The organism is Psychrobacter sp. TB20-MNA-CIBAN-0197, assembly GCF_040309765.1.
Taxonomy (GTDB): domain Bacteria; phylum Pseudomonadota; class Gammaproteobacteria; order Pseudomonadales; family Moraxellaceae; genus Psychrobacter; species Psychrobacter submarinus.
The window spans coordinates 1-395 of the sequence record NZ_JBEOPC010000145.1 but is presented as its reverse complement, the minus strand read 5'-3'; the positions used below and the strand labels follow the sequence as shown (position 1 = coordinate 395).

Annotated in this window: 1 protein-coding gene; it reads left to right on the top strand. The window is 42.5% G+C overall.

Translation table 11 applies throughout. The features are described from left to right. Positions 1–61: 61 nt before the first annotated feature. On the top strand, positions 62–395 hold a 334-nt coding region (locus AAEY83_RS13040), incomplete at its 3' end, for a cation:proton antiporter domain-containing protein (RefSeq protein ID WP_351059373.1).

Here is a 395-nt window from a genome sequence, read left to right as displayed (position 1 = left end):
GCATAAGCATAGCTATCATGAAAAATTACATGATTTTGCTGAACAGTCAGAAGGTCTGTTAATGTCTTTAGTACTGGTAGCTTTTGGCATGCTAATTGGTCAAGGTTTGCAGTCAGGTGTTGAGTTGACATGGCGAGTCTATATAGTTAGCTTTACCTTTTTGCTATTGATACGTCCGATTGGCGGCTTCATTGCCCTGTCTGGGCTAAACTTGCCACACACTGAAAAATATGCCATCTCTGCATTGGGCATCCGCGGTATTGGTACCTTATATTATTTATCTTACGCGCTCAATCAAGGTTTTTTTGGTGAGGAAGATGCGCTCAAATTATGGGTCGTCTGCTCGATTGTGATTCTGGCTTCAATCTTTATCCATGGCCTCAGCGCCACAAAGT